23 protein-coding genes are annotated in these 26,772 nt (G+C 59.3%); 14 read left to right on the forward strand and 9 right to left on the reverse strand.

All coding sequences use genetic code 11. The annotated features are described in order from the left end of the window. Positions 1 to 29 precede the first annotated feature (29 nt). Both ACR0KS_RS02555 and ACR0KS_RS02560 read right to left on the reverse strand, forming a co-directional pair. Positions 30 to 2,270, reverse strand: coding sequence for a molybdopterin cofactor-binding domain-containing protein (locus tag ACR0KS_RS02555; protein WP_170562320.1), 2,241 nt, complete (start codon positions 2,268 to 2,270; stop codon positions 30 to 32). A 3-nt stretch (positions 2,271 to 2,273) separates the two neighbouring features. Next, entirely contained in the window at positions 2,274 to 2,738 is a 465-nt protein-coding gene (locus ACR0KS_RS02560; RefSeq protein ID WP_170410903.1) for a (2Fe-2S)-binding protein, read from the reverse strand. Positions 2,739 to 2,826: 88 nt separating this feature from the next. On the opposite strand from ACR0KS_RS02560, the gene ACR0KS_RS02565 reads away from it, so the two are divergent. Beyond that, complete coding sequence (locus tag ACR0KS_RS02565) at positions 2,827 to 3,420, forward strand: TetR/AcrR family transcriptional regulator (RefSeq protein WP_480693102.1); 594 nt, start codon at positions 2,827 to 2,829, stop codon at positions 3,418 to 3,420. Here ACR0KS_RS02565 and kynU read toward each other — a convergent pair. Further along, complete coding sequence (gene kynU, locus ACR0KS_RS02570; protein ID WP_170562323.1) at positions 3,413 to 4,606, reverse strand: kynureninase; 1,194 nt, start codon at positions 4,604 to 4,606, stop codon at positions 3,413 to 3,415. The genes ACR0KS_RS02565 and kynU overlap by 8 nt on opposite strands. A 195-nt stretch (positions 4,607 to 4,801) precedes the next feature. On the opposite strand from kynU, the gene ACR0KS_RS02575 reads away from it, so the two are divergent. The 7 genes from ACR0KS_RS02575 (at position 4,802) to ACR0KS_RS02605 (ending at position 12,735) form a co-directional block, all read left to right on the forward strand. Next, positions 4,802 to 5,251 carry a methyltransferase family protein gene (locus ACR0KS_RS02575; protein ID WP_170562340.1) on the forward strand — a complete coding sequence of 150 codons (450 nt, stop codon included), beginning with the start codon at positions 4,802 to 4,804 and terminating at the stop codon, positions 5,249 to 5,251. A gap of 131 nt (positions 5,252 to 5,382) precedes the next feature. Next, the gene (locus tag ACR0KS_RS02580; protein ID WP_170384299.1) at positions 5,383 to 6,954 is read left to right on the forward strand and encodes a Re/Si-specific NAD(P)(+) transhydrogenase subunit alpha; all 1,572 of its coding nucleotides are present in this window, start codon (positions 5,383 to 5,385) and stop codon (positions 6,952 to 6,954) included. Positions 6,955 to 6,967: 13 nt separating this feature from the next. Then, positions 6,968 to 8,419 carry an NAD(P)(+) transhydrogenase (Re/Si-specific) subunit beta gene (locus ACR0KS_RS02585; RefSeq protein WP_170384297.1) on the forward strand — a complete coding sequence of 484 codons (1,452 nt, stop codon included), beginning with the start codon at positions 6,968 to 6,970 and terminating at the stop codon, positions 8,417 to 8,419. 157 nt (positions 8,420 to 8,576) lie between these two features. Then, positions 8,577 to 8,933, forward strand: coding sequence for a VOC family protein (locus tag ACR0KS_RS02590; RefSeq protein WP_170562343.1), 357 nt, complete (start codon positions 8,577 to 8,579; stop codon positions 8,931 to 8,933). Positions 8,934 to 9,041: 108 nt separating this feature from the next. Then, positions 9,042 to 10,319, forward strand: coding sequence for a DUF3422 domain-containing protein (locus tag ACR0KS_RS02595; RefSeq protein ID WP_170562346.1), 1,278 nt, complete (start codon positions 9,042 to 9,044; stop codon positions 10,317 to 10,319). A 69-nt stretch (positions 10,320 to 10,388) separates the two neighbouring features. Further along, positions 10,389 to 11,531, forward strand: a complete 1,143-nt coding sequence (locus ACR0KS_RS02600) for an MFS transporter (RefSeq protein WP_480693103.1) — start codon at positions 10,389 to 10,391, stop codon at positions 11,529 to 11,531. Between the two features lie 40 nt (positions 11,532 to 11,571). Continuing rightward, positions 11,572 to 12,735, forward strand: a complete 1,164-nt coding sequence (locus ACR0KS_RS02605; protein ID WP_170562349.1) for a M20 aminoacylase family protein — start codon at positions 11,572 to 11,574, stop codon at positions 12,733 to 12,735. 46 nt (positions 12,736 to 12,781) lie between these two features. Here ACR0KS_RS02605 and ACR0KS_RS02610 read toward each other — a convergent pair whose 3' ends face one another. Continuing rightward, positions 12,782 to 14,104: a 3-deoxy-D-manno-octulosonic acid transferase gene (locus tag ACR0KS_RS02610; RefSeq protein ID WP_170562352.1), complete on the reverse strand. Its 1,323-nt coding sequence runs from the start codon at positions 14,102 to 14,104 to the stop codon at positions 12,782 to 12,784. A gap of 1 nt (position 14,105) precedes the next feature. Continuing rightward, positions 14,106 to 15,116: a GTP 3',8-cyclase MoaA gene (moaA, locus tag ACR0KS_RS02615; protein ID WP_170562355.1), complete on the reverse strand. Its 1,011-nt coding sequence runs from the start codon at positions 15,114 to 15,116 to the stop codon at positions 14,106 to 14,108. 90 nt (positions 15,117 to 15,206) lie between these two features. On the opposite strand from moaA, the gene ACR0KS_RS02620 reads away from it, so the two are divergent. Then, positions 15,207 to 15,629, forward strand: coding sequence for a hypothetical protein (locus tag ACR0KS_RS02620; protein WP_170562358.1), 423 nt, complete (start codon positions 15,207 to 15,209; stop codon positions 15,627 to 15,629). On the opposite strand, the gene ACR0KS_RS02625 is transcribed toward ACR0KS_RS02620, so the two are convergent. From ACR0KS_RS02625 to glmU, 3 genes are read right to left on the reverse strand one after another with little or no spacing between them, the layout of a single operon-like run. After that, entirely contained in the window at positions 15,617 to 16,300 is a 684-nt protein-coding gene (locus ACR0KS_RS02625; protein WP_170562361.1) for a DNA alkylation repair protein, read from the reverse strand. The two genes, ACR0KS_RS02620 and ACR0KS_RS02625, sit on opposite strands and share 13 nt — an antisense overlap. Before the next feature lie 6 nt (positions 16,301 to 16,306). Next, positions 16,307 to 18,127, reverse strand: a complete 1,821-nt coding sequence (gene glmS, locus ACR0KS_RS02630; RefSeq protein ID WP_170562364.1) for a glutamine--fructose-6-phosphate transaminase (isomerizing) — start codon at positions 18,125 to 18,127, stop codon at positions 16,307 to 16,309. A 3-nt stretch (positions 18,128 to 18,130) separates the two neighbouring features. Further along, the gene (glmU, locus tag ACR0KS_RS02635; protein WP_170562367.1) at positions 18,131 to 19,483 is read right to left on the reverse strand and encodes a bifunctional UDP-N-acetylglucosamine diphosphorylase/glucosamine-1-phosphate N-acetyltransferase GlmU; all 1,353 of its coding nucleotides are present in this window, start codon (positions 19,481 to 19,483) and stop codon (positions 18,131 to 18,133) included. A gap of 134 nt (positions 19,484 to 19,617) precedes the next feature. Here glmU and ACR0KS_RS02640 point away from each other — a divergent pair, with 134 nt between their 5' ends. From ACR0KS_RS02640 to ACR0KS_RS02650, 3 genes are all read left to right on the forward strand, one after another. After that, positions 19,618 to 20,289, forward strand: a complete 672-nt coding sequence (locus tag ACR0KS_RS02640; RefSeq protein WP_170562370.1) for an HAD-IA family hydrolase — start codon at positions 19,618 to 19,620, stop codon at positions 20,287 to 20,289. Positions 20,290 to 20,328: 39 nt separating this feature from the next. After that, a complete protein-coding gene (locus ACR0KS_RS02645) occupies positions 20,329 to 21,519 on the forward strand; it encodes an aminotransferase class I/II-fold pyridoxal phosphate-dependent enzyme (RefSeq protein ID WP_170562373.1) in 1,191 nt (396 codons plus the stop codon). A gap of 155 nt (positions 21,520 to 21,674) precedes the next feature. Beyond that, positions 21,675 to 22,838 (forward strand): isovaleryl-CoA dehydrogenase, encoded by a 1,164-nt coding sequence (locus tag ACR0KS_RS02650; RefSeq protein ID WP_170384271.1) that lies wholly within the window; start codon positions 21,675 to 21,677, stop codon positions 22,836 to 22,838. A gap of 52 nt (positions 22,839 to 22,890) precedes the next feature. On the opposite strand, the gene ACR0KS_RS02655 is transcribed toward ACR0KS_RS02650, so the two are convergent. Further along, complete coding sequence (locus ACR0KS_RS02655) at positions 22,891 to 23,496, reverse strand: OmpW family outer membrane protein (protein ID WP_170384986.1); 606 nt, start codon at positions 23,494 to 23,496, stop codon at positions 22,891 to 22,893. 136 nt (positions 23,497 to 23,632) lie between these two features. Here ACR0KS_RS02655 and ACR0KS_RS02660 point away from each other — a divergent pair, with 136 nt between their 5' ends. Both ACR0KS_RS02660 and ACR0KS_RS02665 read left to right on the forward strand, forming a co-directional pair. After that, positions 23,633 to 25,162, forward strand: coding sequence for an AMP-binding protein (locus tag ACR0KS_RS02660; RefSeq protein ID WP_170562376.1), 1,530 nt, complete (start codon positions 23,633 to 23,635; stop codon positions 25,160 to 25,162). Further along, positions 25,163 to 26,767 (forward strand): carboxyl transferase domain-containing protein, encoded by a 1,605-nt coding sequence (locus ACR0KS_RS02665; protein ID WP_170562379.1) that lies wholly within the window; start codon positions 25,163 to 25,165, stop codon positions 26,765 to 26,767. It begins immediately after the preceding gene. Positions 26,768 to 26,772: the final 5 nt, after the last annotated feature.

Raw genomic sequence — 26,772 nt, forward strand, 5'->3', positions numbered from 1 at the left:
GAGAGAAGAACCAGACCGGCGCATCAGGATCAAATCAGCAAATTGAACTGATTGATCAACGGCAAGGTCCGCGCGCGCTCGCCTGTCAGATCGAACAAGGCGTTACCGAGCGCTGGCATCGCAGGCGGTGTGCCAGGTTCGCCCACGCCTCCCAAATGTTGGTTGGTTTCCAGAACCTGCACTTCCGTGACGGGTGTGTTGTGCATCCGCAGGGCGTCGTAGTCCGGGAAGTTGTATTGTTCTACTTCACCGTCGGCGAAAGTGATTTCCCCCATAACGGCCGCTGACAGGCCGTAGATCATGCCGCCGAACATTTGTGCCTCGACCGTTCCGGGGTCCAGCGCAAGGCCGACATCGCAGGCAATCCACGCCTTTGCGATACGGATCGTGCCGTCTTCGTCAACCACCTCGATCACTTGCGCAACCGGAGTTCCAAAGCTGTAGGTCATCGCCACGCCGCGCCCGATACCGTCCGGGGTTTTTCCGGTCCAGCCCGACATCTCTTTGACGGCTTGCAGAACACCTGCCGAGGGTGCGTGTTCGGAGTTGGCCAGTTCCATACGGAAGTCCAGCGGATCCCGACCGGCTGCGTGCGCCATCTCGTCCATGAACGTCTCGTGGAAGAAACCATTGTGACTGTTGCCCACCGAGCGCCAGAACCCTACGGGCAGCGATAGGTCTGCGACGTGGCCGCTGATGCGGTAATTCGGGACGGCATATGGCTGGTTGAACAGCCCTTCGACGATCACCTTGTCGGGTCCGCCACCGGGCAGGTTCATGTAACGTCCAACCACCTGATGAGAGCTGGATTGCGTCGCGACTTTGCCGTCGATCAGCACCGCAGTGCCGTCTTTTACCGCACCGCGCATCCGCGCGATTGCGCCTGGGCGGTAGTAGTCGTGGCGCGTGTCTTCTTCGCGGCTCCATGTGGTCTGAACGGGCACACCGGGCATTGCCATCGCAACCTTGGTGGCAATTTCGGCAAAGTCCAGTTCCCCGCGCCGACCAAAACCGCCACCCATATAGGTGGTGTGAACCTCAACAGCATCGCGGTCCAGATTAGCGGTGGCGGCGGCCTTGCGCTGCACGAAGGTCGGAGCCTGGTTACCGCACCAAAGGTCCAGCTTGGTGCCAGTGAACAGCGCCGTCGCGTTCATCGGTTCCATCGTCGAGTGCGCCAGATAAGGCACCTGATACTCGGCTGTGATCTCGGTGGCACCTTCGGGCAGAGTGTCTACGTCGCCGTCATCGCGCAGAGTTGTGTTCGGCGCGTCATCGAATGCCTTTGCGATCTGCGCAAAAATCTGATCCGTCTCGGTCGGGTACGGGGCGTCTGCCCAGTCCACGTCGATCGCTTCGACCGCCTGAATGGCCAGCCAGGTGTTGTTGGCGATGACGGCGACGCCATTCCCCAAGTCGACCACCTTTTCTACGCCGGGCATGGATTCGGCTGCGCTGGCGTCAAATCCATTCATCGCGCCACCCAGCTTGGGGTTCACGCGGCACGACGCGAATTTCAGACCTTCGGGGCGCACGTCGATCCCGAATTCGGCAGTGCCGGTCGACTTTCCAATTACATCCACGCGAGGCAGGTTCCGCCCCAGCATTCGCCACTTGGACGGGTCGCGCAGTTCGATATTCGGTGGGTCGATCTGACCAGCAGCTTCAGCCAATTCGATGTACGGGATGCGGGTCCCATCCGGTGCAATTACTGCGCCACTTTCAGTCTTCAGTTGTGTACGGTCGACGCCCAGCCGGTCTGCGGCAGCCTGTTTAAGCGTCTCGCGCGCGGTTGCTCCGGCCTCGCGCATCCGCTCGAACCCATCGCGCATCGAAGTTGAACCACCAGTGACCTGAAGGCTGACCACCTTGCCTATGACGCCCAGAGCCTGTCCCAGATTGTGCTGGAAGTCCGAGATGTCGTAGCCCTTGTTCGGCAAGCCTTCGCCAATCATCGCCGAGTTGTAGTAGGCCGCTGCAGCCGGGCCATGCAGAACGCGGATGTCATCCAGTTCCACATCCAGTTCTTCCGCGATCAGGGCAGCCCAGGTTGTCATGACACCCTGGCCCATCTCGGCGCGCGGGGCGAACAGCGTCACGCCCTGCTGGTCGATCAGGATAAAGGGGCTGAGGGCAGTCTCTCCCTCGCCCGGTTTCAGCGGGTTTACCGCAGGGCGGGTGACGTAATACGCACCAAACGCTACGCCGCCGACCACAGCGGCCGAGCCAATCAGAAAGGTGCGGCGGAGGATTTTACCAATGGACGCCATCGCTTACGCCTCCTTCAGCTTCGAGGCTGCGTCGTGGATCGCGGCGCGGATACGGGGATAGGTACCACAGCGACACAGGTTGCCTTGCATCGCGTCATCAATATCGGCGTCTGTGGGGGCGGGGTTTTCGGAAAGCAAAGCTGCCGCTTGCATGATCTGACCCGACTGGCAATATCCGCACTGCGCGACTTGATGATCGACCCACGCTTGCTGAATCTTGGCCATCGCATCCGGAGTGCCCAGCCCCTCGATCGTGGTCACATCGCCCCAGACATCCGACAGCGCGACCTGGCACGACCGGACGGCCTCGCCATCAATGTGAACGGTGCACGCCCCACACGCGGCCACGCCACAGCCAAACTTGGTGCCGGTCAAGCCGACCTCATCGCGAAGGACCCAAAGCAGGGGAACATCGTCAGGCAGGTCCACCTGATAAGAGGTCCCGTTAACTTTAAGATTGGTCGCCATCGTGCACCCTCTCGCCTTGTGGCTTTGCTAACTTTCTGACATAGATAGTTTAAAGTGTCAGGCAGTCAACTGACAAAATGAGTTAAAAATGTCACGAGCTCAAATGAAAGACGTTGTTTTAGACGATAAATGCCAGACGATCCTCGCGTCAGCGCTGAGTGCGTTTTCGGCCTATGGATTCAAGAAAACGTCGATGGACGATATCGCGAAGGGCGCGGGCATGTCTCGACCTGCCCTGTATCTGTACTTCGACAACAAAGAGGCGATCCTGCGCAAGCTGACTGGTCTATACTATGAGCGTCGGGCCATCGCCGTAGCCGAAGCGCTGAGCATGGAGGGGTCGGTTTCTCAGATCATTGGCAACGCGATACATGTTCAAACGGACGGCATGGCCGAGATCATGTCATCACCTCATGGGTTGGAGTTGCTGGATGCAAGCGTGTCCACCGCGTCGGACATCGTGACTCAGGGAGAGGCACGGCTGATGGCGCTATACGCTGAATGGCTTGGGTGCGAAGCAGAGCAGGGGCGAATTCGATTGTTTGACGGCCCGCGCGAAACGGCCAAAATGATTTCCTTTGCGCTGCGTGGGGTAAAGACGTCGGCGACGGACTATCAGGAATTCACCCGATCCAACTCGAACCTTGCCACGATCATCGGCGCGGGGCTTGAGGTCAAGTAACCCGCTGCCGCACTTTGTATTCTGGCGTGTCCCACAGCTTGTTCGTCATGATATCGGCCAGAACCTCTACGGCTTTAAGCACGTCCTGTTCGTCGATGAACAAAGGGGTGAAGCCAAAGCGCATGATGTCGGGGGCGCGGAAATCTCCGATAACTCCGCGGTCGATCAACGCCTGCATCGCAGCATAGCCTTCGGCAAAGCGGAATGAGACTTGGCTGCCGCGAAGGTCGGGGTTGCGTGGGCTGGCCAGTTGCAGGTCGGGGCAGGTGGCCTCGACGCGATGGATGAACAGTTCTGTCAGCTCGATGGACTTGGCGCGTACATCTTTCATGTCTGCCATGTCCCAAATGTCCATCGCGGCGGACAAAACCGTCATCTGGAGTATCGGAGGGGTGCCGACCCGCATCCTCTCAATCCCGCTGCCGGGGCGGTAATCCAGGTCAAAGGCAAACGGGGATTCGTGTCCAAGCCAGCCCGACAGCGCTGGGCGCACCTGGTCGGCCAGGCGCGGGGCGACATAGATAAAGGCAGGCGCGCCCGGTCCTCCGTTAAGGTATTTGTAGGTGCAACCAACCGCGAAATCGGCATTGCAACTGGACAGGTCAACCGGGATCGCCCCCGCTGAGTGGGCCAGATCCCAGACGGTGACGGTTCCATTGGCATGCGCAAGTTCGGTCAGCGCCTTCATGTCGTGCATCCGGCCCGAACGGTAATCGACCTCGGTCAGCATCAAAACAGCAACGTCTTCGGTCACGTTTTCGGCTACATCTTCCGGCGCTACGACACGCAATTCGTAGTCCGGCCCCAGAGAGCGAAGCAGCCCGTCCACCATGTACAGGTCCGAAGGGAAGTTGCCAGTGTCCGACAGAACCACTCTGCGATCAGGGCATAGGTCCAACGCAGAAGCGACAGCCTGATATACCTTGATGGACAGTGTGTCGCCGGTTACGACGCTGCCGGGCTCGGCCCCGATCAGGCGGCCAATGCGATCTCCCAACCCAGTCGGAAGCCCCATCCATCCGGCCTTGTTCCAGCCGGTGATCAGCATCTGTCCCCATTCCTCGGTCATCATGTCGCTGACCCGACGCCCAGCGGCTTTGGGCAAGGGGCCCAGCGAGTTCCCGTCAAGGTAAATCACGCCCTCAGGTAAATCGAACATGGCTTTGGTCGCGGCAAAATCGGTCATCGGCTTGCTCTTGATATTGGTCAGTGAACAAGGGCTAGCTGATACGACACCCCCTGTCTATTGATGCCGGTGCTGGCCGTGGATGAAAAAAATTCCTGCGACTATCTGTTATTTTGCGATTTGTGTCAGAAAGCGGTAAACGAATGAGCAAAAGCGACATTCCCTCTTGAGGCCGAGCAGAAAGTAGCCCTGTCCATGCGTAAACTCGACATACCGCCGGTCTGGTTGCTGGGCTTTGCTGCGCTCGCGTGGCTTCAAGCGCAACATCTATCTTTGGGACTGTCTCTGGATGGCGGGTTCACAGACTTGCTGAGCGGTGTGCTGATTGGCGGAGGCCTGATCCTTGTCTTGATGGCCATTGTCGAATTCCGACGTCACCGGACGACCGTTATTCCGCGTGAAACACCTACATCGTTAGTACAAAGTGGGATATTCAAGCGTAGTCGCAATCCGATCTATTTGGGCGATATCCTTATCCTGACGGGACTCGTTCTTCGCTTTGACGCAGTTCTGTCTCTTGTGCTGATACCTGTTTTTGTATGGCTGCTGGAGCGCCGCTTCATTCTGCCAGAAGAGGATCGCCTGCGAAAAACATTCCGCGCCGACTTCGCAAGATACGAGCTTAGCACGCGCCGTTGGATCTGAGGATTTACGCGTTATGACACAACGTAAGTTTTGCTGCGCTTGCGAAATAATATTGCGCGGGATACATGGATGCTTGATGAACAATACCGACCACCCGCTCATTGTGAGTGAAAATTAGGGGGATAATGCCGGTGAAGATAGGTACACCAAAAGAGATAATGGACGGTGAGAATCGGGTCGCAATGACTCCGGATTCAGCAGTTCAGCTTCAAAAACTGGGCTACGACTGCGCCATTGAATCCGGTGCGGGCGCTGCGGCCGGGTTTTCGGATGCCGTTTATGAGGCCGCAGGCGTCGAGATTGTCAAAACAGCCGCCGCGCTTTGGAAGGCTGCTGATATCGTTGCCAAGGTGCGTCAGCCGAATGAGACCGAGCTCAAGCGTCTGACCAAAGGCAAGACGCTGATTTCGTTCTTCAACCCTGCGGGGAATGAAGAAGGGATGGAGCTGGCCAAGTCCAAAGGCGCCAACGTGATCGCCATGGAAATGGTGCCGCGTATTTCGCGCGCGCAGAAGATGGACGCGCTGTCATCGATGGCCAATATCGCGGGCTACCGCGCGGTTATCGAAGCAGGCAACAACTTTGGTCGTTTCTTCACCGGTCAGGTGACGGCAGCGGGTAAAGTACCGCCAGCCAAGGTTCTGATCGTTGGCGCGGGTGTGGCTGGTCTGGCGGCGATCGGGACATCGACCTCGCTGGGTGCGATCACCTATGCCTTCGACGTGCGCCCCGAAGTGGCCGAGCAGGTCGAATCCATGGGCGCAGAGTTCGTCTATCTGGACTTTGAGGAAGATCAACAGGATGGCGCAGCCACCGGCGGTTACGCCTCGGTCCAGTCCGAGGAATTCCGCAACGCTCAGTTGGCTAAATTCCGTGAGCTTGCGCCCGAGATGGACATCGTGATCACCACCGCGCTGATCCCGAACCGCGAAGCGCCCGAGCTTTGGACCAAAGACATGGTCGAAAGCATGAAGCCGGGTTCGGTCATCGTGGATTTGGCAGCGGAAAAAGGCGGTAACTGCAAGCTGACCGTGGCGGACGAGAAAATCGTGACCGACAACGGCGTGACCATCATCGGCTATACCGATTTCCCCAGCCGGATGGCGGCGCAGTCGTCGTCTCTGTACGCGACCAACATCCGTCACATGATGTCGGACCTGACGCCTGAGAAGGACGGTCAGATAAATCACGACATGGAAGATGACGTGATCCGCGGCTCGACCGTGACCTTTGAGGGTGAGATCACCTTCCCGCCACCGCCGCCGAAAGTGCAGGCAATTGCGGCGCAGAAAAAGCCCGAGGTCAAGGAACTGACCCCGGAGGAGAAAAAGGCGCAGGAAATCGCAGCGTTCAAGGCGCAGACCAAGCAGCAGTTCACCCTGCTGGGTGTGGGCGGCGCGCTGATGCTGCTGGTGGGTCTGGTCGCTCCGGCCAGCTTTATGCAGCACTTCATCGTGTTCGTGCTGGCCGTGTTTGTAGGCTTCCAGGTGATCTGGGGCGTTGCACACTCGCTGCACACGCCGCTGATGGCAATCACCAACGCGATCTCGTCGATCATCATCGTTGGGGCGCTTATGCAGATCGGGTCGGGCTCGTTCCTGGTGATCCTGCTGGCGGCGCTGTCTGTCTTTATGGCCGGGATCAACATCTTCGGCGGCTTTCTTGTCACCCGGCGCATGCTCGCCATGTTCCAGAAATCTTAAGGAGGCCGGGTAGATGATTGGCTTCACCACTGCCGCTTACGTTGTTGCGGCTGTCCTTTTCATCCTGTCTCTGGGCGGGTTGTCGAACCAGGAAAGCGCCAAGCGCGCCGTATGGTACGGCATTGTCGGTATGGCGCTGGCGGTTTTCGCCACGCTTGTTGGTCCGGGCTCGGGCCTGTGGCTGCTGTCGTTGCTGCTGATCGCAGGCGGCGGTCTGATCGGTTCCTACGTGGCCAAGCGCGTGCAGATGACCGAGATGCCGCAGCTTGTGGCTGCGATGCACTCGCTGGTGGGTCTGGCGGCTGTATTCGTGGGCTTCAACGCGCATTTTGAGATCGGCAACGTGGCGCAGGTCATGGCGATTGCTGACAGCGCGAAAGAGGCGGACCTGTCCGATCTTGGTGCGTTTGCCAAGCTGATCGCCAAGAAAACGGCGGCGGAACTGACGATCCTGCATGTGGAACTGTTCCTGGGTATCTTCATCGGTGCGATCACCTTTACCGGTTCGGTCGTGGCCTATGGCAAGCTGGCGGGCAAAGTGACCTCGGCGGCAACCAAGCTGCCCGGCGGTCACGCGCTGAACGCGGCGGCTGCGGGTCTCTCGTTCATCTGTCTGATCTGGTACACCGCGTCGGGCGGTCTGTTCCCGCTGATCCTGATGACGCTGGCGGCGCTGTTCATCGGTTATCACCTGATCATGGGTATCGGTGGCGCGGATATGCCGGTGGTTGTGTCGATGCTGAACTCGTATTCGGGTTGGGCTGCGGCAGCCATTGGTTTCAGCCTTGGCAACGACCTGCTGATCGTGGTTGGCGCGCTGGTCGGCTCGTCCGGTGCGATCCTTTCCTACATCATGTGTAAGGCCATGAACCGTCACTTTGTTAGTGTGATCCTGGGCGGCTTTGGTGGCACCTCGGGTCCGCAGATGGAAGTGGAAGGCGAGCAGGTTGCCATTGACGCCGATGGCGTTGCCGCGGCTCTGAACGACGCCGACAGTGTGATCATCATTCCGGGCTACGGTATGGCGGTTGCGCAGGCACAGCAGTCTGTGTCTGAGCTGGTCCGCAAGCTGCGCGCCAAGGGCAAAGAGGTGCGTTTCGCGATCCACCCCGTTGCCGGCCGTCTGCCGGGTCACATGAACGTGCTGCTGGCCGAGGCCAAGGTGCCTTATGACATCGTGCTGGAGATGGACGAGATCAACGAGGACTTCCCGGAAACGGATGTGGCCATCGTGATCGGGTCGAACGACATCGTGAACCCTGCGGCGCAGGAAGACCCCAACAGCCCCATCGCCGGGATGCCGGTTCTGGAATGCTGGAAAGCCAAGCAGGTGTTCGTGTCCAAGCGCGGTCAGGGTACTGGCTATTCGGGCATCGAAAACCCACTGTTCTTCAAAGAGAACACTCGCATGTTCTATGGCGACGCCAAGCAGTCGCTGGATAAGCTGCTGCCGATGATCGACTGATCATTTGGTTCAGGGACATTGCAAAGGGCGCCTGCGGGCGCCCTTTTCTTTTTTTGTTGTTGGGGGCTTTGCCCCCAAACCCCCAGGATATTTTTGGCCAGATGAAGCGGGCGGGATGTGATACTCTTGACGGGAGTTGATCGCGAATGGGTTGGTTTTGCAGAAAGTGAAAGGCATAGGCGGTGTGTTTTTCCGCGCGCGCGATCCAGAGGCGCTTGGACGGTGGTATGAAAAGCATCTCGGTGTGAGCCAGCTCAACCCGCTGCCTTGGAAGCAGAGTGCCGGGTACACGGTCTTTGCGCCCTTTGCGCAGGACACGGACTATTTTGGACGCACCGAACAGCAATGGATGATTAACTTTCGAGTCGACGATCTGGACGCGATGATCACGCAGCTTGAAGCTGCCGGAATCCTCGTTGAGACACGCGTTGAATGGGACAGTGAGGTCGGAAAGTTCGCCCGTATCCATGATCCAGAGGGCAACCCGATTGAGCTGTGGCAGCCAAATCAATGAGATAGCGGATTTGTATACCGTTGTATCCTTGTAAGCATATGAAATAAAAAGAGAATTGATGTATTTTTGAGGTATCGTATAGTGCGCCGATCAGACCCGGAGCCTTGAATGACGCCCATTGATGACCATCCGTTGCGCTATGCGTTGGCCAACGAACTGCACGCGCGGCCATTTCCGGTGGCGTCGACCCCATGTACGGTGGTGTTTCTGGCCATAAAGAAGCCCACTGCAGCGGTCGCGCGGGATCGAAACGAAGATATGGCGCATTTGATCAATCTGCTGGATCGTCACGGTGCGCCGCATCCGCAGCCCGAGGCCACCCATTATGCGGGGCAGATCGGCCGTCATTGGCTCAAGTGGGAGCAGCATACCGAGTTTGTGACCTATACCGCGATCACGCAGAATGTCAGCGACCGTGCCTTTAACCCTGCCGACTTTGAGGTGTTTCCACCGGATTGGTTGATGGCCAGCCCGGGTCAGCGTGTGACCTCGGCCATGATGAGGGTCGTGGATTTAGAGAGCGATGCGGCGGTCAAGGCGTCTCTGTCCGATTGGTTCGAGCCTGAAAGCCTTGCCGTGGCGAGAGTGCTGGATGATGCGGCCATTTGTGCCAGCGACTTTCGGATTGATCCGGCTGGTCATATGCGCTTTGCGCTGTTTGTGACCCAAGGCACGGGACGGCGCAGAACCGGGCGGATCATTCAGCGCCTGTGCGAGATCGAAACGTATAAGGCGATGTCGATGCTGGGCTTTGCTCGCGTCAAGCAGATGACGCCACGGATCGGTGAGTTGGACGCGCAGCTTACGCAGCTTATGGGGCAGATGACGGATAACTCGGCCCATCCTGATGATCTTTTGCCGGACCTGCTTGCCACATCGATTGAGCTGGAGACATTGTCTGCCCGAAGCTCGTTTCGTTTCGGCGCAACAGGCGCTTATGAGGCCATCGTCAATCAACGGATCGAGGTGTTGCGCGAGCAGAGGTTCGATGGCCGTCAGAGCTTTGCCGATTTCATGATGCGGCGCTATGACCCCGCGATCCGCACCGTGAAGTCGACTGAACGTCGTTTGCAGGCCCTGTCGGATCGGGCTATCCGAGCAGGTGAGCTGTTGCGGACCCGGGTGGATGTTGAACGCAGTGCACAGAACCAGGCGCTGTTGGAAAGTATGGACCGCCGCGCCGATCTAGCTCTGCGTTTGCAACACACGGTCGAGGGGTTGTCGGTGGTTGCCATCAGTTACTATGCGGTCTCGCTGGTCAGCTACCTGTTGTATCCGTTGACCAAAGCCGGGATCAGCAAGGGCATGCTGACAGCGATTGTCACGATTCCGGTTGTGCTGATCGTGTGGTTTGCGATCCGGCAAATCCGAAAGCGGTTGGAGTAAACCTCGTTTGCCATTCTGTGTCGTGTCTGTAGTACTGACCGGGGCAGGGGGAGAGCTGAGGGTAGACCCGTGATTGGAATCGTAGCCGCATGGCGGGCTGTAGCCGCCATGTTCATCCTGAATGGTGCGTTGTTCGGCATATGGGCGTCGCGTATCCCGGCGGTTAGGGACAGGCTGGAGCTGACGCACGAAGCGCTTGGGCTTGGCTTGCTGTTCATGGCAGCCGGGGCCGTGTGTTCCTTTCCGATTACCGGTCGCCTGACGGACAAGTTTGGTGCGGTCTCCATCACGCGCGTCATTGCGGTTCTCTATACGCTGTCGCTTATTCTGCTGGCCTTTGCCGGCAGTTTTTGGGCGTTGGCGGCCTTCTTGTTTGTTTTCGGCGCGTTTCACGGGTCGATGGACGTTGCGATGAACGCGTGGGCTGCTGAGGTTGAGCAAGCCTATGACAAGCCGGTCATGTCTTCGTTTCACGCGATGTGGAGCCTTGGGGCCGGGCTGGGTGCGCTCAGCGGGTACGGGGCGGTGCAGCTTGGTATGACTGTGATGCAGCACTTTCTGCTGGCGGGCGGCGTCGTGGTTGGTTTGGCGCTGGCCTTGTCTTGGGTGCGCTGGACGTCCCGCAGGGCTGCGTCGTCTGGCGGCGCGGTTTTTGCCTTGCCGTCCGGGGCGCTGATCCTTGTCGGCTTCACAGCCTTGTGCGGCGCATTGGGCGAGGGCGCGGTCGCGGATTGGAGCGCGATTTTCCTGCGGGACGTGACCGGTGCAGCCGAGAGTGTCGCGGCATTGGGGTACGCTGTATTCTCGGTCACCATGGTTGCGTTCCGATTGGCCGGAGGGCTGGTCATCTCTCGGTTCGGGCCGGTCGCGACGGCCAGATTTGGCGGGGTTTGCGCGGCATTGGGCGTTCTGGGGGTCGTATCGGCGGCGCAGCCTATGCTGGCGCTCGCAGGCTTTGCGCTGATGGGGATTGGCTATGCGGTCATCATGCCCTTGGCGTTTAGCCGAGCCGCCAACGACCCGCATGTCCCGCCCGGTCAAGCCATCGCAAGCGTGGCTACGCTGGGATACGGGGGGCTATTGATTGGACCTCCGCTTATTGGGTTTTTGGCAGAGATGCTTACATTGCGGTTGGCATTCATGGCCCTGCTGTCGCTTGCAATCATGATTGTTATCTTGTCCGGTGCACTGAGACCTGCGGCACTGGATTGACGGTCGAGAGCAGGGAACAAGAAAAATATGGGAGATAGACATGCCGATCAAAAACCGCTTTGCGGAACTGCAAAATGAAATCACCGAGTGGCGGCGTGATATTCACCAAAATCCCGAAATCCTGTTTGAAACCCATCGCACCAGCGCTCTGGTTGCTGAAAAACTCAGGGAATTTGGATGTGATGAGGTCGTAACCGGGATCGGGCGCACAGGAGTTGTCGGCGTCATCAAGGGCAAGGCCGATACCAAAGGTAAGGTGATCGGTCTGCGCGCGGATATGGACGCTCTGCCGATTCATGAGGCGACCGGGCTGGACTATGCGTCCAAGACAGACGGTGCCATGCATGCCTGCGGTCATGACGGGCACACGGCGATGCTGTTGGGGGCGGCGAAATACCTCTCGGAAACGCGGAACTTTGACGGCACCGTCGTGGTCATCTTTCAACCCGCCGAGGAAGGCGGTGGAGGAGGCCGGGAGATGTGCGAAGACGGGATGATGGACCGATGGGGCATTCAGGAGGTCTATGGCATGCACAACTGGCCCGGTCGTCCGGTCGGGAGTTTTGCCATTCGCCCCGGCGCCTTTTTTGCCGCGACCGACCAGTTCGATATCGTGTTTGAAGGCAAAGGGGGGCATGCGGCCAAGCCTCATGAAACCGTTGATACGACCGTCCTTGCCGCGCAAGCGGTCATGGCCTTGCAGACAATAGCGTCGCGCAATGCTGACCCTATTGATCAGGTGGTCGTGTCGGTGACGTCTTTTGAAACGTCCTCGACGGCGTTCAACGTGATCCCGCAGACAGTCAAGCTGAGAGGGACTGTGCGCACGATGAGCGAAGCGATGAGGGATCTGGCCGAGAAACGGATCGGTGAAATCTGCAACGGCGTTGCAGCCACCTTCGGTGGCAAGGCCGATGTCACTTATTATCGTGGTTATCCAGTGATGGTGAACAGCGATGAGCAGACCGATTTTGCGGCTGATGTCGCGCGATCCGTGGCTGGTGATTGTGCCGATGCACCGTTGGTCATGGGAGGCGAGGACTTTGCCTTCATGCTGGAGGAGCGCCCCGGGGCTTATATTCTGGTTGGAAATGGCGATACGGCGGCCGTGCACCATCCGGAATACAATTTCAATGATGAGGCCATTCCCGCCGGGTGCAGTTGGTGGGCAGAGATTGTGGAACAGCGAATGCCTGCTGCGTGAATGGCGACGTGCGTGGGGGCGCTGCCCCCACACCCCCGGGATATTTTTAGCCAGATGAAGCGGGATCCCGAGGCAGTAAAGAAAGCCTGTCGCACAAAGTTTCGACGACATCGTTGAGGGCAGATTTTTGCGTATTGACGCAGGATTTTGAGGCGGCTTGGGTTGAGTATAGTGCGCTTGGGTCAGACAGCCATTTGTCAACGATAGCTGCCAGTTGCGGGGCAGAGGTTATTTCCACCGCGCCTCCGGTTTCGATCAGGGGCGCGAATGTTTCGGCAAAATTGTAGTAACCCGGCCCGGTGATGACTGCAGCCCCGGCTTGTGCGGGTTCAAAGGGATTGTGTCCTCCGATTTCTTTCAATGAGCCGCCGAGGAACACGATGGGGCAGATTGCGTACCATGTACCGGTTTCCCCCAAAGTATCCGCCACATAGATTTGTGTTGTGTTTGTGATCGCGTCGTTTGAAGACCGGAAAGCGGCTGTCAGCCCGGCTTGCGTGATAAGGGTGGCGACTTCGTCCCGGCGTTCTGGATGGCGGGGGATAAGAAGCAACAGCAAATCGGAGCGTTGTTTCAACAGCTGCGCATGTGCCGCGAGTACGGCGTCTTCCTCGCCTTGATGGGTGGAGCTGGCGATCCAGACCGGGCGGCCAGAAATCTGGTTTTTGATCTCCGATACGGTGTTCTGGTCAACGGGCAGTGGGTCGGACATAGCCTTGAGATTGGTGCCTTGTTGAACGCGTTCGGGCGCAGCCCCCATCTGGCGAAGATTTTCGGCTGTCTTGTCGTTTTGGGTCAGGAAAAGTTTGAACTTGCCCAAGATGAACCGCGCGGTTTTCGGTCGCTTTTTCCAGCCCTCGACGGAATTGTCGGATAGGCGGGCGTTCAGCAGGGCCAGCGGGATGTTGAGGTCGGCGCTTCCAACGATGAGCCGGGGCCAGATTTCGCTTTCGACGAAAATGCCGGCGTCAGGCCGCCAATGGTTCAGGAAACGCTGAACGGGCCCGGACGTGTCCAGTGGCGGGAATTGGTGGCGCGTGCGCGGGGGCATCCGCTTTGCGATCAGCGCGGCTGAGGTTGGCGTGCCGGATGTGATAAGGAACTCGGCCTTTGGCAGGCGCTGGCCCAGACGTTTGATCAAGGTGATAACGGACAGGGTTTCCCCCACGCTTGCAGCGTGAAACCAGATCAGTTGGCCGATGGGTCGCGGCAGGCTTGCATGGCCTAACCGCTCGTGCTGACGCTGGACCGGGACATCGGCGGCCTGCATTTTCTTTCTGACCGATTGCCAAGCGATCGGCGCGATAACCCCGGTCAGGCCGCAATACAGGTTGTAGAGCAGCGTTGGCCGTTCTGAGGGATCGGGCATGTCAGCCGCCTGTGTGACTCATGTGACGGCTCATCTTTCCGTCAACGGACTGGCGGGAATAGTCGAAGTCGTGGCCCTTGGGTTTAAGATTGATGGCCGCGCGGATCGCCTGTTCCAGCGGTTCCTCGGTGTTGGGGTGATCCCTGAGGGAACTGCGCAGGTCAGCCATGTCTTCTTGACCAAGGCACATATACAATTCTCCTGTACAGGTCAGGCGTACACGGTTGCAGCTTTCGCAGAAATTATGGGACAGCGGGGTAATGAACCCGATTTTCTGTCCGGTTTCTTCAAGCCGCACATAGCGGGCAGGTCCGCCCGTACGCTCGGCCAGATCAGAGACCGTGTAGTGGTTTTCGTACTCTTTGCGCACGTCTTTCAGCGACCAGTACTGATCAAGGCGGTCTTCGTTGCCGATGTCGCCCATTGGCATGACTTCGATCCAGGTCAGGTCCATGTCGCGTTCGGCGCACCACTGCGTGATGTGCGGGAGTTCTTCCTCGTTGAAACCCTTCAGGGCAACGGCGTTGATCTTGATGCGCAGCCCGGCCTTCTGAGCCGCGTCGATGCCCTTCAAGACCTGTTTCAGGCGTCCCCAGCGAGTGATCTGGGCGAACTTGTCCTCGTCCAGCGTATCCAGCGAGATATTCACACGGCGCACGCCAGCCGCGTAGAGGTCGTCGGCGAAGCGGTGAAGTTGCGATCCATTGGTTGTGAGGGTCAGCTCCTTCAATGCGCCGCTATCCAGATGGCGGGTCATTGCGTTGAAGAACGCCATGATGTTCCGGCGCACCAAGGGCTCACCCCCTGTAATGCGCAGCTTTTCGACACCCATGTTGACAAAGGTCGAGCACATCCGGTCCAGTTCTTCCAGGGTCAGAAGGTCCTTTTTGGGCAGGAACTTCATGTCCTCGGACATACAATAAACACAGCGAAAATCGCAGCGGTCCGTGACGGAAACACGCAGGTAGGTGATTGCACGGGCAAACGGGTCGATAAGCGGAGCAGCAGTCATGCCACATAGGTAAAGCGGCGACCCGGCTGCGACAAGGGCGAACTGCGCTTTGGTCTGGATCAGATGTCCCTTGAACGGTAGATTATTGGTATGAGGATTGCATTTTTCGTTTTGTTAACCGCTGTTGCGGGGTGTGACACTGTCCGGTCCACGACAGACCGCGTCTTTGGGGGCGATGGCAAACAGGCCCAGGCCGAGCCCGAAGCAGTGGAAGTGGCAGAAGTTGCCGACCCCGAACCTGTAGCGATCGCCGCTGCCAGTTGGGTTGGCCCGAAAACCACAGTGGCCGGACTGGGGGACCCCACAACGCCGGGACGCTGGCTGGAAACACCTCTGGTCGAAACCGAATTTACCGGGCGGGTAGTGGTTCCGAGGACCGGAGCGCAGGCTTACATTACTTTGGTGCCTGCTCCGGGGCCGGAAGGTGGGGGCAGCCGGTTGTCGCTGGATGCGATGCGGGCATTGCTGCTGCCTTTCGATGAATTGGTCGAGCTTGAGATCTACTCAAACTGACCTTTCAGGTATTTCCCGGCCTCTTTACGCGCAAATGGCTTCATTGCGTCCCCATGCGTATTCAAGAAGGCGATAACCCGGGACGGGTCGTGCTTGGATAGCTCGCGCAACCACCACGCGACGGCTTTCTGGATGAACCAGTCACGGTCGGGGACATATCCGGCAGCCCAGGTCAAAATGCGGTCTCGGCGGTCCAGATCATCCGGTTTGGGGTGGTTTTGCTTGGTCCACGGCAAGGTTGCTACCAATGCTGCGCGGCGTGTCCACATGTGGTCAGAGGTTGTCCAGCCTTCCACCTGATCCAGCCTGACCGGATCGGCCGACAGTCGCTTTTGCATCGCCATACACGCATGGTCTGCGACGGCCCAGGCATCGAAATCCGGCAACCAGCTTTGCAGCACGTCCCAAACCGCATCATCCGGCCGAATACGCGCTTGAGTCAGCAACTTGGCGGCGGCCAAGCGACCCTCGTGAATATTTGTTTGCCACAGATCATCGGCCAATTGGACCCGAGTGGCCACGTCAAGGTCCTGCCGCCACGCTTTTGTCAGGTCGTTCAGGATCGGGTTTGCGACCCCCAAATAAAGACGGTCGGCCTTGTGGTAGGCCGCCATCTGCGCGGCGCGCTCAGGGTCGGCATGCGCCTTGATCTGATCCAGATAGGCGTCCACGACTTGCTACTCCACCGTAACAGATTTCGCGAGATTGCGTGGCTGATCGACGTCCGTCCCCTTGGCAACGGCCGTATGATACGCCAGCAACTGCGCCGGGATCGAATACAGGATCGGGGCGAGGCTTTCGTGAATAAGCGGCATGCGGATCGTGCTCCAGACGCCGTCCTCGGCTTCGGCGATCCCGTCTCCATCCGAGATCAGAATAACCTTGCCCTTGCGCGCCATGACTTCTTGCATGTTCGATACTGTCTTGTCGAAAACGGCGTCACGCGGTGCCATTACGACCACCGGCATGTGTTTGTCGATCAGGGCGATGGGGCCGTGCTTCAACTCTCCAGACGCATAACCTTCGGCATGTATATAGCTGATTTCCTTTAGCTTCAGTGCGCCTTCCATGGCCAGGGGATACATCAGGCCACGCCCCAGAAACAGAACATCTCGCGCCTCGGATAGTCTTTGGGCGGATGCGCGGATGGCGTCGTTTTGTTCTAGCGCGACGTTGAGAACCGCAGGCAAGCCGCGCAACGCTGCGGCGTGGTCGGCCAGTTCGTCTGCTGTCAACGTTCCGCGATCCGAGGCGGCCTTCAGCGCGAGCATCAGCAGCACGCTCAACTGGCATGTGAAAGCCTTGGTCGAGGCCACTCCGATCTCGACCCCGGCATGAATGGGCAGGGCCACATCGCTTTCGCGCGCGATCGAGCTTTCGGGGACATTGACCACCGAAACGATCTTGTCGGCCTTGCCTTCACAGTATCGAAGCGCGGCCAACGTATCCGCTGTTTCCCCGGACTGGCTGACGAACAGCGCGGCGGTCCGGTCACTGATCGGAGGCTCCCGGTACCGGAATTCGCTGGCGATATCGACTTCGACCGGCATCTTGGCCAGCTTCTCGAACCAGTACTTGGCGGTCAGACAGGCATAGAAGGCGGTGCCGCAGGCAACCATCGTCAGACGGTCGAGCTTGGTAAAGTCCAGCTCTGCGGGCAGAACAACCTCATCGCCGCCGGTGGGCAAATACGAGCGGATCGCTTCGGCCACGACCACGGGCTGTTCCGCGATTTCCTTGGCCATGAAGTGCTTGTGCCCGCCTTTGTCAGCGCGCGCAGTGTCAAGCTTGATCCGGCGGACGTCGCGGTTGACCAGATCGCCCGCTTCGTTGCGAATCTCCAGCGAGGTACGGGTCAGCACCGCGCGGTCGCCTTCCTCAAGATAGGTGATGCGATCCGTCAGCGGTGCCAGCGCGATGGCATCGGAGCCCACGAACATCTCGTCTTCCCCATGCCCGATCGCCAGTGGCGACCCTTTGCGCGCGGCGATGATCAAGTCCTCTTGCCCCTCGAACAGAAAGGCCAGTGCAAACGCGCCTTCCAGCCGGTCGATTGTCTTAAAGGCGGCCTCAACTGGGGAAAGCCCCGTAGACAGGTAGTGCTCAGCCATCAAAGCGACGGTTTCGGTGTCGGTTTCGGTCACGAAGCCCACGCCGTGTTCGGCCAGTTCCGCGCGCAACTCGCGATAGTTTTCGACGATGCCGTTATGCACCACGGCAACTGGACCCGCCTGATGCGGATGCGCATTCGTCACCGAGGGTGCGCCATGGGTGGCCCAGCGTGTGTGGCCGATGCCGGACTTGCCCGGCAGGGGATCATGCACCAGTAAGTCGCTGAGGTTCACCAGCTTGCCCACGGCCCGGCGCCGCCCCAGATCGCCACCATTGACCGTTGCGATCCCGGCGCTGTCATAGCCGCGATATTCCAGACGTTTCAGCGCCTCGACCAAGATGGGGGCGACTTCGTGCTGCCCCAGAACGCCTACAATTCCACACATCGGTCAGGCTCCTTTGTCGCGGCGAGCCTTCTTCGCCTTGAGCATATCAAACAATTTACGCGCATAGCCGGGTTTGTTGTCCTGCTTGGCGCGTGCCACGGCCAGTGCGTCGGCTTCTACGTCGCGCGTTACCACCGTTCCGGTCGCGGTCATGGCGCCATCGCCCACGGTCACAGGCGCCACCAGCATGGTATTCGATCCGATGAACACGTTCCGGCCAATGGTCGTCTTGTGCTTCATCACGCCGTCATAGTTACATGTGATCGTACCCGCGCCGATATTCGTGGCCGCGCCAACCGTCGCGTCGCCGACATAGCTCAGGTGATTGACCTTCGCGCCTTCGGCGATCTCGGCGTTCTTGATTTCTACAAAGTTGCCGATGCGCGTGTCTTCGGCCAGTTCGGTGCCGGGGCGCAGGCGGGCATAGGGGCCGACGACAGCGCCTCGGCTGACGTGACAGCCTTCCAGATGCGAAAACGCCCGGATGGTCGCGCCGCTTTCGACAGTGACACCGGGGCCGAAAACCACGTTGGGTTCGATGACCGTGTCGCGTCCGATGATCGTGTCGGCGGCAAGATAAACGGTCTCAGGCGCCATCAAGGTCACACCAAGGTCCAGCAGTTCCGACCGCGCGCGGGTTTGGAAAACTGCGTCAGCAGCGGCGAGATCTGCGCGTGAGTTGACGCCCAGCGTCTCGGCCTCGTCACAGGCGACTGCGGTGACTTTCAGGTCACGGCAGCGGGCGATTTCGACAACGTCAGTCAGATAGTATTCCCCAGCCGCATTGTCGTTGCCTACGGCGTCGATCAGGGAAAACAAAACCTCAGCATTGCAGGTCAAAAGGCCAGAATTACAGAAGGTTATCGCGCGCTCTTCATCTGAGGCATCTTTGAATTCGACAATCCGCTCCAGATTGTCTCCGTCCATGACCAGGCGGCCATAACGCGCTGGATCGGCGGCATTGAACCCCAGGATAACCAGATCGTTCTGCGCGCGTGCCTCGATCATGCGCTCCAGCGTCTGAGGTTGAAGGAACGGTGTGTCACCGTACAACACCACCACGTCGCCCTCGAACCCTTCCAGCGCAGCGCGCGCCTGAGCGACGGCATGAGCGGTGCCCAACTGTTCACCCTGTTCCGTGATTTGGGCAGTTTCGTCTTCGGCCTTTGCCACCTTCGCCACAGCCTCGGACCCGTGCCCGGTGACGATCACGGTACGTTCGGGCGACAACGCGGCTCCGGCACGCATGGCGTGAACCAGCATCGGTGTCTGGGCAATCGGATGAAGGACTTTGGGGATGTCCGAATTCATCCTGGTGCCTTTACCTGCGGCAAGGATGACAAGGGCGGTGCTCATGAAATCGTTTTCTCTTTGTGTTTTGTTGCGGTCCGTTTTATCCGCTGAGGGCAAAGGCGCAAGCGGTTCAGCCATCAAACAAGATTGCCGTTTGCAACAGGATACGGCGAAAAACCGCCGAAGCAGGAGGCACGATGCGAACGGTTATCTTCGATTTGGACGGGACATTGGCCGATACCTCGGGCGATTTGCTCGAGGCTGCGAACCACTGTTTTCGTCATATGGGGCACGGAGACGTTCTGGTTCACGGGCAGGATGCCGCGGTCGCGCTGCGGGGCGGCCGGATGATGCTGACGCACGGATTAAAGCGGGTCGGAGCCTATGATGAAAGCACCGTTCTGGCGTATTATCCGATGCTGCTTGAGGCATATTCCCAGTCCATCGACACCCATACAAAGTTCTATCCAGGGGCACTCGATGCGGTTGAGGGACTCAAGTCGGCAGGCTACGGCGTGGGAATCTGCACCAATAAGCCAGAAGCTCTTGCAGATCAGTTGCTAACGCAGATGGGCGTGCGCGATCAGTTTGCTTCATTGGTGGGGGCCGATACCCTTCCGGTTCGCAAACCCAATCCCGAACCGCTGCGCGAGGCCGCGCGACGGGCAGGGGGGCATCCCGATTTTTGCGTGCTGATTGGGGATTCCGATACCGACCGCAACACGGCGCGCGCCGCTGGCGTGCCGTCGGTGTTGGTCACGTTTGGTCCGTCGGGCGCAGATATGGCCGCGCTGGAGCCCGAGGCGTTGCTGCATCATTTCGATGATCTGCCCGAGGTTGTGGCCAGTCTGATCGGAGCGGTGGCGTAAGCCCTTGACGCTGCGCACGCGCGGCCTCAGAACAGGCGTATGACCGAGACATTCACTGGCAGTTTCACGCAGCAGGAACCCATCCCCGACGAAGCGATCGAGGCCGCTTTGGCGGTTCTGCGCCACGGTCGGCTGCATCGCTACAACGTGGCCGCCGGAGAGCTGGGCGAAACCGCTTTGCTGGAACAGGAATTTGCCGCGCAGATGGGGGCGAAATACTGTCTGGCCGTGTCCTCGGGCGGTTATGCTCTGGCGACTGCTTTGCGCGCAGTGGGTGTGCAGCCCGGTGATCCGGTTCTGACCAATGCCTTCACGTTGGCCCCGGTGCCGGGGTCAATCGCCTCGGTCGGGGCAAAGCCCGTTTTTGTGGGCGTGACCGAGGGGTTGGTGATTGATCTGGATGATCTAGAGGCCAAGCTGGATCAGGCGCGGGTTCTGATGCTCAGCCACATGCGCGGGCATCTGTGTGACATGGACCGGTTGATGCAGATGTGCGACGCGGCCGGTGTGACCGTGATCGAGGATTGCGCGCATACGATGGGCGCGGCGTGGCGTGGGCAGTTGTCGGGGCGGCAAGGGGCGATCGGGTGCTATTCCTGCCAGACCTATAAGCATGTGAATTCCGGTGAGGGCGGCTTGCTGATCACCGATGATGAGGAACTGGCGGCCAAGGCGACGATGTTGTCGGGGTCATATATGCTGTACGAACGTCATCTGGCCGCGCCGGGGCCGGAGGTGTTTGAACGGATCAAATACACCACGCCCAATGTCTCGGGCCGGATGGACAATCTGCGGGCGGCGATCCTGCGGCCTCAGCTACGGGATCTGGACCGGCAGGTGGGGCGGTGGAATGAGCGCTACGACGCGATTGAACAGGGACTGCGCGGCACGCCCGGTCTGACGATCGTCGAACGACCCGAGGACGAGACCTATGTGGGCTCATCCATTCAATTTCTTCTGTTGGACTGGACGCCGGAACGCATTGCCGAAGTGATTAGCCGCTGTGCGGCTCGCGGAGTGGAATTGAAATGGTTCGGTGGTGCTGAGCCAACCGGGTTTACTTCGCGCTATGACAGCTGGCGCTATGCGGACAGCGCGCCTTTGCCCGACAGTGACCGCGTGTTGGCCGGGATCATGGATATGCGCGTGCCGCTAACATTCTCACTGGACGATTGCCGCCTGATCGCGCGGATCATCCGGGCCGAGGTCGGGGCCGTCTACCAATCGTAACCCAAAGGAGTGCGCTGGAAGCGCACGCTTGATGCTTTGACACCACCACCCCTGACGGGTCGGTGGTGTGTTTCTGTGTGGCTATCGTTGACCCGGAAAAGATTCGCTGATACTTATTGAACAACTGTTCATTAATGCGAGGGAGGAGATCGCATATGTTCGCGGCTACCATGCAGTTTGATCTGGGCGAGGACGTGAACGCCCTGCGTGAAATGGTTCACCGCTGGGCGCAGGAGCGGGTCAAGCCGATGGCCGCCGAGATTGATGCCTCGAACGCATTTCCAAATGAGCTTTGGAAGGAAATGGGCGACTTGGGGATGTTGGGCATTACGGTGCCCGAGGAATTCGGCGGGGCTGACATGTCATACCTGGCTCATACCGTCGCCGTCGAGGAGGTCGCTCGGGCGTCGGCTTCTGTCTCGCTGTCTTACGGGGCGCACTCGAACCTGTGCGTCAATCAGATCAAGCTGAACGGGACGGATGAGCAAAAGGCGAAATACCTGCCGCGGCTGATCTCGGGTGAGCATGTGGGCGCACTGGCGATGTCCGAGGCGTCGGCAGGGTCCGACGTGGTTTCGATGAAATTGCGCGCAGAGAAGCGCAATGATCATTACCGTCTGAACGGAAGCAAATACTGGATCACCAACGGGCCGGACGCGGATACTCTGGTCGTTTACGCCAAGACCGACCCAGAGGCCGGATCGCGCGGAATCACAGCCTTTCTGATCGAGAAAGAAATGACCGGCTTTTCCACCTCACCCCATTTCGACAAGCTGGGGATGCGCGGGTCGAACACGGCGGAACTGATCTTTGAAGACGTCGAAGTGCCGTTTGAAAACGTGCTTGGCGAGGAAGGAAAGGGCGTCGCTGTTCTGATGTCCGGGCTGGACTATGAGCGTGTGGTGCTGGCCGGAATTGGCACCGGCATCATGGCGGCCTGTCTGGACGAAATCATGCCCTATCTGGCCGAACGCAAGCAATTCGGGACGCCTATCGGGAATTTCCAGCTTATGCAGGGCAAGATTGCCGACATGTACACGGCGATGAATTCGGCGCGCGCTTATGTGTATGAAGTGGCCAAAGCCTGCGATCGTGGCGATGTGACCCGTCAGGATGCTGCGGCCTGCTGTCTTTACGCGTCCGAGGCCGCGATGACGCAAGCGCATCAGGCTGTGCAGGCGATGGGCGGGGCCGGGTTCCTGTCGGATTCACCCGTCAGCCGGATTTTCCGCGACGCGAAGCTGATGGAAATCGGCGCGGGCACCAGTGAAATCCGCCGGATGCTTATTGGCCGTGAGCTGATGAGCGAAATGCTCTGACGAAAGAAAACGCCCCGCAGACGAGGTCACTGCGGGGCGTTCCTGAAAAGGATCAGAAGCGATGGACGTAGGAAACGCCGACCAGCCACGGATCGATCTCGGCAGTGCCGATGTCGACGCCGTCCAGCTTAACGTCGGATTCGATGTCGAACCAACGGACGTTCAGACGTACCGCGCCTTTTTCGGTGACCATGTAGTCCAGACCGGCCTGCAACGAGACGCCAACCGAGTCGTCCAGCTTCAGGTCACCCAGAGGCGAACTTTCGTCAAAGAAAAAGGTATAGTTGATGCCCGCGCCGACGTAAGGCTTCCACGCGCTGTTGGTAGGGAAGTGATAGTTCAACGACAGAGTGGGCGGCAAGTGCTTGACGGTTCCGGCGTCAATGCTGCCTCCCAAGGTTACATCATGGCTGAACGGTGTGGCAGCCAGCAATTCAACGCCCAGGTTGTCACGAACGAAGTACTCAACAGTGAAGATCGGGCGTGTGTCCGAATCAATTTCGGCGTCGAGGCCAGCAAGTGTTCCATTGTCGGACTTGGGCGAGAGGTAGCCGATACCGAGACCTACAGTCCAGTCGCCCTGGGATTGGGCGTAAGCGGGGACAGCCAGCGCAACAAGCGCAGTGGAGAGGGTCAAAGCGGCGAGTTTATTGGTCATTTTACTGCCTTTAGGTTTGTTGATGCTGGCGTTTTGCACGACCGGATCGCTGCCAACTCTGATCTGCATCAAGTTCACGTGATTTGTGGTGGCGACGCAGGTCAAGGAAACCTCAGGAAAACAAGGGGTTTCCGTCATGTGTCCCTCTAGGCGCATACCCGGTTTGCACGCTGGTAGAGGCTGGGCGATTCCCAACCGGTTGAACATGGCGCGGCAATGCCTTTCTCAACCCGACGGGAACACCGCGATTGTTGATCTGACGTCTGGTACGCGTCAGGACATCACTTTTGGAAAACTGGCCCGGATGACAGATGGGATCGCAGGGCATTTGCGGCAACTGGTGCAACCCGGCGATCGGGTTGGTGCGCTTCTCAGCCAGTCACCGTGGTGCGCTGCGGCTCATTTGGCTATCTGGAAGATCGGCGCGATCTCGGTCCCTTTGTTCAAACTGTTCAAACACGACGCGCTTGCCTCTCGGATAGCGGACGCGGGCGTCGAAATTGTACTGACCGATTCCGAGGGCAGCAAAATGCTGGGTGGTCTGGCGCACCCGGTTCAGGTTGACCAGCTTCCGTCAACGGACGAGCAAATTCCTTTTGCCGATACGGGTCCCGATGACCCGGCAGTTTTGATCTATACGTCTGGCACCACAGGAAGCCCGAAAGGTGCGCTGCACGGGCACCGGGTTTTGACGGGCCACTTGCCGGGTGTTTCGATTAGCCACAATCACTTGCGTGAAGGCGACTGCCTATGGACGCCTGCTGACTGGGCATGGATTGGCGGGCTGTTTGATGTGTTGATGCCGGGTCTGGCGCTGGGCATCCCGGTGGTCGCGGCACGGCTTGAAAAGTTCACCCCCGAAGCCTGCGCCGATGTCGTCGCGCGCGGTGAGGCACGGAACGTGTTCTTTCCCCCCACCGCATTACGGATGTTGAAAGCGGCGGATCAGAGCATCCCCGGCCTGCGCTCGGTCGCCTCGGGCGGTGAGCCGCTGGGGGCCGAGATGCTGGCATGGGGGCAGCAATCGTTTGGTCTGACGATCAACGAATTCTATGGGCAGACCGAGTGCAATATGGTCGTCTCCTCCTGCGCTGAAGATTTCCCCGTGCGTCCCGGCTGTATCGGCAAATCGGTGCCGGGGCATGAGGTGGCGGTGATCGACGAAGACGGCAACCCAACCAGCGAAGAGGGCGACGTGGCCATCCGGCGCGGTTCGGCCTCGATGCTGCTGGAATATTGGAACCGGCCAGAAGAAACGGCGCAGAAATTCCGGGGCGATTGGCTGATCACCGGTGATCGTGGCGTGTGGGAGGGCGACTACCTACGCTTTGTCGGGCGCGATGATGACGTGATCACTTCGGCGGGATACCGCATCGGCCCCGCCGAGATCGAGGATTGCCTGCTGACCCACCCGGCGGTTGCGACGGTGGGTGTGGTGGGTAAGCCCGACAAGCTGCGGACCGAGATCGTGAAGGCCTATGTTGTGCTGAAACCAGGGGCCGAGGCGACCGGGGCGGAGTTGCAGGACTGGGTCAAGGACCGTCTGGCGCAGTATTCCTATCCGCGTGAGGTGGCGTTTCTGGAGGAATTGCCGATGACGGTGACGGGGAAGGTTATTCGGAAGGAATTGAAGCGTCGTGCGAAGTTGGAATTGGAGACAGCGTAAATGAAACTCACATCCAAAGCCATGCCCGCCTCGGAGGGCTTTCGGTCGAACCGCGCAGCGCACTTGGACGCTCTGGCGCAAATCTCAGCCGCTGCCGAAGCCGCCCGAATGGGTGGGGGCGAGAAATCCCGTGCGCGGCATGAATCGCGCGGCAAGATGCTTCCGCGCAGGCGGGTGGCGAACCTGCTCGATCCGGGGTCTCCGTTTCTGGAGATCGGAGCGACGGCGGCGCATGGGATGTATGGCGATGCCGCACCAGCTGCCGGCGTGATTGCGGGCATTGGCAGGGTGCAGGGGCGCGAGGTCATGGTGGTGTGCAACGATGCCACCGTGAAGGGCGGCACCTACTATCCGCTGTCGGTCAAAAAACACCTGCGCGCGCAAGAGATCGCCGAGGAAAACCAACTGCCCTGCATCTATATGGTCGATAGCGGTGGCGCGAACTTGCCTAATCAGGATGAGGTTTTCCCCGACCGCGACCACTTTGGCCGCATCTTCTACAATCAGGCGCGGATGAGCGCCAAGGGGATCGCTCAGATCGCGGTGGTAATGGGGTCGTGTACCGCGGGCGGGGCTTATGTGCCTGCGATGTCGGATGTGACGATCATCGTGAAAGAACAGGGTACGATCTTTCTGGCCGGGCCGCCTCTGGTCAAGGCCGCGACGGGTGAGGTGGTCAGCGCCGAGGATCTGGGCGGCGGTGATGTGCATACGCGCCTGTCTGGTGTGGCGGATTATCTGGCCGAGGATGACGCGCATGCGTTGGCCTTGGCGCGCCGGGCTGTGGGGTCTCTGAACCTGCGCAAACCGATGACCGTGGATTGGGCCAACCCCGAAGACCCGGCCTATGACCCCGAGGAAATTCTGGGCGTTGTCCCCGCCGATCTGCGCACGCCCTACGATATTCGCGAAGTGATTGCCCGGCTGGTCGATGGCTCTCGGTTCGATGAATTCAAGCCTCGGTTTGGTGAGACGTTGGTGACCGGGTTTGCCCATGTCAAAGGCTGCCCGGTGGGGATCATTGCCAATAATGGCGTGCTGTTTTCCGAGGCCGCGCAGAAGGGGGCGCATTTTGTCGAGCTGTGTTCGCAGCGTCGCATCCCACTGGTGTTTTTGCAGAATATCACCGGCTTTATGGTCGGTCGGAAATACGAAAACGAGGGCATCGCGCGGCATGGGGCTAAGATGGTGACGGCGGTGGCGACCACCAGCGTGCCGAAGATCACGATGCTGGTGGGCGGCTCTTTTGGTGCAGGCAATTACGGGATGGCGGGTCGTGCCTATCAGCCACGTTTCCTTTGGACATGGCCGAACTCGCGCATTTCCGTGATGGGCGGAGAGCAGGCGGCGGGTGTTCTGGCCACTGTCAAACGCGACGGGATCGAGCGGCAAGGCGGCACTTGGTCGGCCGAGGAAGAAGCCGAATTCAAGCGCCCGACGCTGGATATGTTCGAGGAACAATCGCACCCGCTCTATGCCTCGGCGCGGCTCTGGGATGACGGCATCATCGACCCGCGTAAATCGCGCGATGTGCTGGCCCTATCGCTGAGTGCTGCGCTGAATGCCCCGATCGAGGAGACACGTTTCGGCGTGTTCAGGATGTGATTGCC

Source organism: Ruegeria sp. BC7, from assembly GCF_056539165.1.